The sequence below is a fragment of the Ornithinicoccus halotolerans genome (genome assembly GCF_009602535.1).
In the GTDB taxonomy this organism is placed as follows: domain Bacteria; phylum Actinomycetota; class Actinomycetes; order Actinomycetales; family Dermatophilaceae; genus Ornithinicoccus; species Ornithinicoccus halotolerans.
This window is the reverse complement of sequence record NZ_WIQI01000111.1, coordinates 1-8,248: the sequence shown is the minus strand read 5'-3', so window position 1 is coordinate 8,248 and position 8,248 is coordinate 1. Positions and strand designations below refer to the sequence as shown.

General features: G+C 73.3%; 8 protein-coding genes, 1 tRNA gene and 1 pseudogene. 6 read left to right on the top strand and 4 right to left on the bottom strand.

Translation table 11 applies throughout. The features are described from left to right. From GFJ45_RS13920 to GFJ45_RS13910, 3 genes and pseudogenes are all read right to left on the bottom strand, one after another. A pseudogene (locus GFJ45_RS13920) lies at nt 1–205 on the bottom strand (hypothetical protein); the annotation flags it as partial. Between the two features lie 25 nt (nt 206–230). Then, nucleotides 231–797 (bottom strand): bifunctional adenosylcobinamide kinase/adenosylcobinamide-phosphate guanylyltransferase, encoded by a 567-nt coding sequence (gene cobU / locus GFJ45_RS13915; RefSeq protein WP_153398238.1) that lies wholly within the window; start codon nt 795–797, stop codon nt 231–233. A gap of 87 nt (nt 798–884) precedes the next feature. Further along, on the bottom strand, nt 885–1,718 hold the full coding sequence (locus GFJ45_RS13910; RefSeq protein ID WP_153398235.1) for an SCO2322 family protein: 834 nt from the start codon (nt 1,716–1,718) through the stop codon (nt 885–887). A gap of 89 nt (nt 1,719–1,807) precedes the next feature. On the opposite strand from GFJ45_RS13910, the gene GFJ45_RS13905 reads away from it, so the two are divergent. Together GFJ45_RS13905 and GFJ45_RS13900 are read left to right on the top strand one after the other, a co-directional pair. Next, nucleotides 1,808–2,053: a hypothetical protein gene (locus tag GFJ45_RS13905; protein WP_153398233.1), complete on the top strand. Its 246-nt coding sequence runs from the start codon at nt 1,808–1,810 to the stop codon at nt 2,051–2,053. An 11-nt stretch (nt 2,054–2,064) separates the two neighbouring features. Next, a complete protein-coding gene (locus tag GFJ45_RS13900; protein WP_153398231.1) occupies nt 2,065–3,024 on the top strand; it encodes an urea carboxylase-associated family protein in 960 nt (319 codons plus the stop codon). 528 nt (nt 3,025–3,552) lie between these two features. Here GFJ45_RS13900 and aceE read toward each other — a convergent pair. Beyond that, nucleotides 3,553–6,315, bottom strand: a complete 2,763-nt coding sequence (gene aceE, locus GFJ45_RS13895; RefSeq protein ID WP_153398229.1) for a pyruvate dehydrogenase (acetyl-transferring), homodimeric type — start codon at nt 6,313–6,315, stop codon at nt 3,553–3,555. Between the two features lie 189 nt (nt 6,316–6,504). Here aceE and GFJ45_RS13890 point away from each other — a divergent pair, with 189 nt between their 5' ends. The 4 genes from GFJ45_RS13890 to GFJ45_RS13875 all read left to right on the top strand — a co-directional run bounded on the left by GFJ45_RS13890 (nt 6,505) and on the right by GFJ45_RS13875 (nt 8,166). Next, nucleotides 6,505–6,918, top strand: a complete 414-nt coding sequence (locus GFJ45_RS13890) for a DUF3052 domain-containing protein (RefSeq protein WP_153398227.1) — start codon at nt 6,505–6,507, stop codon at nt 6,916–6,918. 17 nt (nt 6,919–6,935) lie between these two features. Next, nucleotides 6,936–7,397 carry a redoxin domain-containing protein gene (locus tag GFJ45_RS13885; RefSeq protein WP_228387066.1) on the top strand — a complete coding sequence of 154 codons (462 nt, stop codon included), beginning with the start codon at nt 6,936–6,938 and terminating at the stop codon, nt 7,395–7,397. A gap of 89 nt (nt 7,398–7,486) precedes the next feature. Further along, a tRNA-Val gene (locus GFJ45_RS13880) sits at nt 7,487–7,559 on the top strand. A 1-nt stretch (nt 7,560) separates the two neighbouring features. Continuing rightward, entirely contained in the window at nt 7,561–8,166 is a 606-nt protein-coding gene (locus GFJ45_RS13875) for a Nif3-like dinuclear metal center hexameric protein (RefSeq protein WP_153398222.1), read from the top strand. Nucleotides 8,167–8,248 lie beyond the last annotated feature (82 nt).

The window sequence follows — 8,248 nt, the reverse complement described above, 5'->3', positions numbered from 1 at the left end:
CCGGGGCGACCGCGGGACGCATCCCCGCGGCCAGCACCGGCAGCACGGCCAGCGTGGCGGGCAGCAGCGCCACGACGGGGGAGAGCAGCATCGCGGCGGCCGCCGTCCGCCGGTCGACCCGGCGGGGGGCCGGGACCGGCAGCCGGGTCAGTGTCCCCAGGGCCAGCCGCCAGCCGTCGCCCAGCCGGTCCTGCCCGCGGCTCACCGGCGCCCGGCGGCGGGTGGCCGGGTCACCAGCGCCCGGCGGCCGGGACGACGGGGGTGTCGTCGAGCTGCAGCACCCGGCCGGCGACGACGAGATGCACCTGGTCGCTGGCGGCGGCGATCCGGGCGTTGACGGCCCCCAGCAGGTCGCGGAACAGCCGTCCCGCCGGCGACTCCGGCACCACCCCCCAGCCGACCTCGTTGCTGACCGCCACGGCGTCCACCGGGAGGTGGCGCCAGGCCACGACGAGGTGGTCCACCAGGTCGGCGAGGTGCTCGCGGGCCCGGTCGGGGTCCTCCCAGCCGCCCACCTGGTCGACGCTGCGGGTCACCCAGGTGCCGAGGCAGTCCACCAGCACCGGGGTCCGGGCCCGCATGAGGGCGCGGGTCAGCTCCCGGGTCTCGACCGTGGTCCATCGCTGCGGCCGGTCAGCACGGTGGCGCGCCACCCGCTGCGCCCAGTCCGGGTCCTGGTCGGGGTCCGGCTGTGGCCCGGTGGCGACGTAGGTGACCGCGGGACGGTCGGCCAGCAGGCGCTGGGCATGGGCGGACTTGCCGCTGCGGGCGGCACCCAGCACGAGGGTGGTGGTCATAGCGGGACTCCGTGCAGGTCGGGCGAGCGAACGAGACGGGAACCGGCCGGCGGGCAACCGGGCGGCGCGCCCAGCCTAACGCCCGGGTCAGTCGGTCACCCTGCTGCGGGAACGGGCCCGCAGCACCAGCCAGAGCAGGACCAGCGCGCCGAGCACGACCAGCGCCCAGGCCCACCACGCGGTGCCCTCATCCGACTGCTCCGCCTCGCCGGTCTGCTCCGGCGTGCCGGCGTCGTCACCCGCCGGAGCCTCGGTGGTGGCACCGGGCTCCGCCTCCTGCGTGCCGCCCCCCGCGACGGCCGGCAGCTCGACCGGCTCGTCGGGCTGCTGCTGCTCCTCGGTCACCTCGGCCACCGGCTCGCCGCACCCGGACTCGGGGTAGCCCGCCACCCCGCAGACCATGCCCCCGTCGGCGTCGGTGCGCACCTCGCCGACGGCGGCCTGCAGCACCTCCAGACCGGTCGCGTCCGCGGGCACCACGGCGCAGTAGCCGCTGGGCTCACCCCGCTGCTCACCCTCCGGGGCGTCCACGTCCCGGCCCGGGTCCACTACCACACCGACGCGCTTGTCACCCTCGGCGGCCTCCGGCTGGTCGAGACACAGCTCCTCGAATGCCGGGGTGGCCCGCGGGAACCGCACGTCGTCCTCGGCGGTCACCGCGAACCGCCAGCCCTCCACCGAGCCGTCCTCGGGGGTGCTGGCGTGGGCGCCCTCGGTCGCGAACGCCCACTCGCCGTCCTGCAGCTGGTAGTAGCCCCAGAACCGGAAGCCCGGGGCCGGGCCGCCCTCCCCGCCGTCCTGGTCCCCCTGGGCGGCGGCGGGCTGGCCGCCGAGCAGGCTCAGCAGCAGCACCGTGAGCAGCGCCAGCGGGACGCGCAGCGGCCGGCTGGGCGCCGGGGGCGTGGCGGATGAGAGCGGCACGGCGGCCTCCTCGGGCGATGGTCGATCCGGGCCGGCGGCGAGCGGGGATGCATCGCGCGCGGCGACGGGGGACGCGTACGGTGGCGAGTATGACCGATGTCTTCACCTGGACCTACTGCGACGCACAGGGGCAGCCGTATCAGGACCTGGGCCTGAGCGGCGTGGCCTTCCCCACGCAGGCCGAGGCCGAGGCCTGGCTGGCCGAGGAGTGGAGCAAGCTGGCCAACGCGGGGGTGTCCTCGGTGGTCCTCAAGAACAACGACGAGACCGTCTACGGCCCGATGAGCCTGAGCCCGGCGGCCGAGGACGAGGCCGAGCTCCCGGGCGAGGGCTGAGGGCGAGCGCGATGGCGCTGACCGACGCCGCCTACCAGTCCGAGCCGGGTGGGCCGCTGGACGTCGAGCGAGGCCGCTACGACCGCATCGCCCGGACCGAGGGGCGCCGGCTGGTGGACTCGTTCGAGCTGCCGATCCGCTCCGGCCGGGCGTGGGAGGTGCCCGCCGGGCACGTGTGCCGCATCGTCACCATCGAGGGCCCGCAGGTGGCCGACCTCAACCTGTGGAACCGGCACGACCCCCGGGAGCGGATGTGGGCCTCCCGGACCCGGCAGCTGCAGGCCGCGCACGTGAGCCGCTACGACCGGCTGTGGTCGACGCTGCCGTTCCTGCGGCCGATGGCGACGGTGACCGGGGACTCGCTGGAGGACTACGGACGGGACGAGGAGGGCGGCCGGGTGCACGACCTGCTCGGCACCCGCTGCGACCCGTACGTGCGCACGATGCTGTCCGGGGAGGAGTTCGACTACCACTGTCACTCGAACCTCACCCGTGCGGTCAGCGGGCCGCCCTGGCACCTGACCGAGTACGACGTGCACGACGTGCTCAACGTGTTCCAGTGCACCGGCCTGAACGACCGGGACCAGTACTTCATGAAGACCTGCCCGGCCCGCGTCGGCGACTACTTCGAGCTGTTCGCCGAGATCGACCTGCTGTTCGCGCTGTCGACCTGCCCGGGCGGGGACCTGTCGGTGCCGATGTTCGGGCCGGACGCCGGGGACGCCGAGGCGGTGTGCCACCCGCTGGGGGTCGAGGTGTACGAGGTGCCGCAGCAGGCGCTCGCCGGGTGGGAGCCGCCGCCGCGGGGCGCGTGGCCGGCCAGCACCGCGACCGAGGCCACCTGCTCCCAGCCGAGCTCGGCGGCGCGGGACTGCAGCGTGTCGTCGGCCTCGCCCCGCACCACGGCGTGGACCACCAGCGACTCCAGCCGCGCGTCCCAGGCGCCACGGGACTCAGCGGCCGAGGCGTAGACCTGGGCGGCCCCGAAGGCAACCTCCCGGGAGTAGCGCAGGATCGCCTCGCGCAGCCTGGCCTCCTCCCCGGGAGCGGCCAGCAGCGCGATCTCGTCCTCGACGACGTCGATGGTGGTGCGCACCAGGTCCAGCGTCTGGCGCAGGGTGATGGTGTGGGCCAGCTCGGCCGGGGCGGTGCCGAAGATGTTGGTCGTGACCGGCCGGCCGTGGTCGGGCTGCCGGTACCAGGCCAGGAAGGCGTTGATGCCCGCCTGGGCGACCAGGGCGATCCAGGAGCGGTCCTCGGCAGACAGCGCCCGGTACCAGGCGTGCTCGCGCTCCATCCGCTGCGCCGCCGCGGTCGCGACCAGGCCGGCGTTGCGCGGGCCCGGCTCCCGCTCCACGGCGGCACCGGCGGGCGCGGACGCACCGGCGGCGGGCTCTCGGGGGGCCTCGGCGACCATGCCGGCAGCCTACGCCGCTAGCACGGCCGGCTTTGTCCAAGCCGCACAATCGCCGCCGCGGCGCGCCGGCCGCGGCGGGGACTCAGGCGTCGCCGCCGGCGGTGCCGCTGGTGCCCGCTGCGGGGTCCAGCAGCTGGTACTTCTCGGCGGCCTGCCGAGGCACCTCGGCCTCGATCTCGCCCCGGTCGGCCAGCATCTGCAGCGCCTTGACCGCCATCGACGGTCCGTCGATGTGGAAGAACCGGCGGGCCGCCGGGCGGGTGTCGGCGAAGCCGAACCCGTCCGCGCCGAGGGCGTGGTAGTCCTCGGGCACCCACGGGGCGATCTGGTCCTGCACCGCCCGCATGTAGTCGCTCGTGGCCACCACCGGGCCGTGGCCCTCCGAGAGCCGGCGGGTGACGTAGGGCACCCGCCGCTCCGCGTCGGGGTCCAGGAAGGCCTCCTCCTCACAGCCCATCGCCTCCCGGCGCAGCTCGGACCACGAGGTCACCGACCACACCTCGGCGGAGACGCTCCAGTCGTCCGCCAGCAGCTGCTGGGCCTCCAGCGCCCACGGCACGCCGACCCCGGACGCGAGCAGCCGCACGTGCCGCGCGTCGTCCTCCCCGGCGGTGCCGGGGCTGACCCGGTGCATCCCGCGCAGGATGCCCTCGACGTCGACGTCCTCCGGCTCGGCCGGCTGCACCATCGGCTCGTTGTAGACGGTCAGGTAGTAGATGACGTCCTCCGGCTCCTCGCCGACCATGCGCCGCAGCCCGTCCTGGAGGATGTGGGCGATCTCGTAGGCGTAGGCCGGGTCGTAGGAGACCACCGCGGGGTTGGTCGAGGCCAGCAGCGGGCTGTGGCCGTCGGCGTGCTGCAGCCCCTCGCCGGTCAGCGTGGTGCGGCCCGCGGTGGCGCCGATGAGGAAGCCACGGGTGAGCTGGTCGGCCGCCGCCCACAGGCTGTCGCCGGTGCGCTGGAAGCCGAACATCGAGTAGAAGACGTAGAACGGCACCATCGGCAGCCCGTGGGTGTCGTAGGAGGTCCCGGCGGCGGTGAACGCCGCGACCGACCCGGCCTCGTTGATGCCCAGGTGCAGCAGCTGGCCCTGCTCGGACTCCTTGTAGGCCAGCATCAGGTCGGCGTCGACCGAGGTGTAGTTCTGGCCGTGCACGTTGTAGATCTTCGCGGTCGGGAAGAAGGAGTCCATCCCGAAGGTGCGGGCCTCGTCGGGGATGATCGGCACCAGGTGCTTGCCCAGCTCCTTGTCGCGCATCAGCTCCTTGAAGATGCGCACGAACGCCATCGTGGTGGCGACCTGCTGCTTGCCCGAGCCCTTCTTGCCGACCGCGTAGGCCTGGTCGCCCGGGAGCGGCAGCGTGCCCTTCACCGGCTTGCGGGCCGGCAGGAAGCCACCCAGCTTCTGGCGCCGGTCGAGCATGTACCGGATGGCCTCGTCGTCCTCGCCGGGGTGGTAGTACGGCGGGGCGTACGGGTCGGCCTCCAGCTGCTCGTCCGAGACCGGGATCTGCAGCGAGTCCCGGAACGCCTTCAGGTCATCCAGGGTCAGCTTCTTCATCTGGTGGGTGGCGTTCCGGCCCGCGAAGCTCCGCCCCAGGCTGTAGCCCTTGATGGTGTGGGCCAGGATGACGGTCGGCTGCCCGGTGTGCTCGGTCGCGGCCTTGTAGGCGGCGTAGACCTTGTGGTAGTCGTGGCCGCCGCGCTTGAGCTTCCACCAGACGTCCTCGTCGGACCAGTCCTTGATCATCTCCTTGGTGCGCGGGTCGCGCCCGAAGAAGTGGTCGCGGATGAAGGCGCCGTCGTTGGCCCGGTAGGTCTGGAAGTCGCCGTCCGGGGTGGTGTTCATCAGGTTGACCAGCGCGCCGGAGTGGTCGGCCTCCAGCAGCGGGTCCCAGCCCCGGCCCCACAGCACCTTGATCACGTTCCAGCCGGCGCCCCGGAAGAACGACTCGAGCTCCTGGACGATCTTGCCGTTGCCGCGCACCGGCCCGTCCAGCCGCTGCAGGTTGCAGTTGATGACGAAGGTGAGGTTGTCGAGCTCGTCGTTGGCCGCGACCTGCAGCAGCCCGCGGGACTCCGGCTCGTCCATCTCGCCGTCACCGAGGAAGGCCCACACCTGCTGCTGGGAGGTGTCCTTCAGGCCACGGTTGTGCAGGTACTTGTTGAACTGGGCCTGGTGGATGGCGTTCATCGGGCCGATCCCCATCGACACCGTCGGGAACTGCCAGAAGTCGGGCATGCTCCGCGGGTGCGGGTAGGACGGCACGGCACGCACGGTGCCGTCCACGCGGTGGGACTTCTCCTGGCGGAAGCCGTTCAGGTCGTCCTCGCTCAGCCGCCCCTCCAGGAAGGCGCGGGCGTACATGCCGGGGGAGGCGTGGCCCTGGAAGAACACCTGGTCGCCGCCGCCCTCGTGGTCACGCCCGCGCCAGAAGTGGTTGAAGCCGACCTCGTACAACGTGGCCGCCGAGGCGTAGCTGGAGATGTGCCCGCCCACCGAGATGTCCGGGTGCTGCGCGCGGTGCACCATCACCGCCGCGTTCCACCGGATCCAGGCCCGGTAGCGGCGCTCCATCTCCTCGTCCCCGGGGAACCACGGCTCCTCCTCGGGGCCGATCGTGTTGACGTAGTCGGTGGTGGTCAGCGAAGGGATGCCCACCTGGGACTCCCGCGCCCGCTCCAGCAGCTTGAGCATCAGGTACCGGGCCCGCCGCCGGCCCCCGGCCTCGATCGCACCATCGAGGGAGGCCAGCCACTCCTGGGTCTCCTCGGGGTCGGTGTCGGGCACCTGGCTGGGCAGACCGTTCAGGATTGGCCCGGACGCACGACGCTCCTGTGCCACGGGTGGGTCCTTTCACTCGGCAGGGCAACTCCGATCCATCCTGTCACGCAGCGGGCCCGGCGGACACATCGGCGTTGGCCACGGACGGTGCCGCGGCGGGTGGCGGCGTGCTGGTGGAGCGCGTCTGCTTGCCTGGACGGGCCTTGTCTAGTGGACTAGGCGCACCATGGACGGGAGAGGAGTACTGCGGTGAGTGGCGCCCAGCGGTCGGAGGCGGTGGCCCCGGTCGAGCGGATCGGCTTCAAGCCGGGACAGGTCGTGGTCGAGTACGGCTATGACGACGACGTGGAAGAGCGGTTCCGGGAGGCGGTGGAGACCGCCGTGGGTGCCCCCTTGGAGGACGAGGACTACACCGGCGCCGTCGACGCCGTGCTGCTGTGGTGGCGGGAGGACGACGGCGACCTCACCGACGAGCTGGTGGACTGCCTGACGACGGTCGAGGAGGGCGGCTTCATCGCCCTGCTCACCCCGGGTCGGGGCCGGGCGGACCGGGTGGCGGCCGCCGACGTGCAGGAGGCCTGCAGCACCTCGGGCCTGACCGCCAGCGGCGCCGTCCCGGTCGGGGAGGAGTGGATCGCCCAGCGGCTCGTGGGCCGCCGGTGACGCCGGTCGTCCCGGCCGTGGGCGAGCCCGCCCCCGGCTTCACGCTGCCGGACCAGCACGGCAACCAGGTCTCGCTGGCCGGCCTGGTGCGGCACCGGCACGCCCTGGTCGTGTTCTTCCCGCACGCCTTCTCGAGCATCTGCACCGCCGAGCTGCTCGAGGTCCAGCTCAACATCGACCGGTTCGTCAACGACGCGGTGCAGGTGGTGGGGGTCTCCTGCGACCCGCGGGACGCGCTGCGGATGTGGGGGGCGCACGAGGGCTACCGGTTCCCGCTGCTGTCGGACTTCTGGCCGCACGGCGTCGCAAGCCGCGCCTACGGGGTGTTCGACGAGGAGGGCGGGATGGCGGTGCGCGGCACCTTCCTGGTGGCCCCGGACCAAACCGTGCGCTGGAGCCTGGTGCGGGGCCCCGGTGAGCAGCGGGAGATCGGCGAGCTGCACGCCGCCGTGCGCGGGCTGACCCAGCCCACCCACTGATCCGGCCGCGCCCGATGTGCAACGGGTCGGCGGCGGACCGGCGGTGAGGCACAATGGGCGACCGCTGGTGTCCGTGCAGGCGCCGGCAGGGGCCTGTAGCTCAGTTGGCAGAGCACCGCGTTTACACCGCGGTTGTCGTCGGTTCGATCCCGGCCGGGCCCACGTGGAGACCCCAGCCCTGACACTGCGCGAGGTGGTCGCGGTCCTGGAGGAGATGTTCCCCCCGGACACGGCCCAGTCCTGGGACCGGGTCGGTCTGGTCACCGGTGACCCGGACCAGCCGGTGCGCACGGTGCTGCTGGCGGTCGACCCCACCCTGGCGGTCGTCGCGGAGGCGCGTCGACTGGGCGCCGAGCTGCTGCTGACCCACCACCCGCTGCTGCTGCGCGGGGTGCACTCGGTGGCCACGACGACCGCGAAGGGCGCCACCGTCACCGACCTGGTGGTCAACGACATCGCCCTCTACTGCGCCCACACCAACGCCGACGTGGCCGCCCCGGGCGTGGGCCACGCGCTGGCCGCCGCCTGCGGTCTCACCGACACCGAGCCGCTGCTGCTGGCCGAGGAGCAGGAGCTGGGCCGGGTGGGTGAGCTGCCCGAGGCGGTCACGCTGGCCCGGTTCGCCACCGCGCTCGCCGACCGGCTCCCGAGCGCTCCCGCAGGGGTGCGGGTCGCCGGCGACCCCGCCGCCGAGGTGCGCCGGAGAGCGAGCAACTGTGGTCGGCTGGCGGCCGTGTGGGAGAATGGACTGAGCCGAAGGGCGCCGTGACGGCTCCACCGCATTCGTCGCCGAAGGAGCACCGATGAGCAAGCGCGCCCGCAAGCGTCGTGACCGCAAGAAGAAGGGCCCG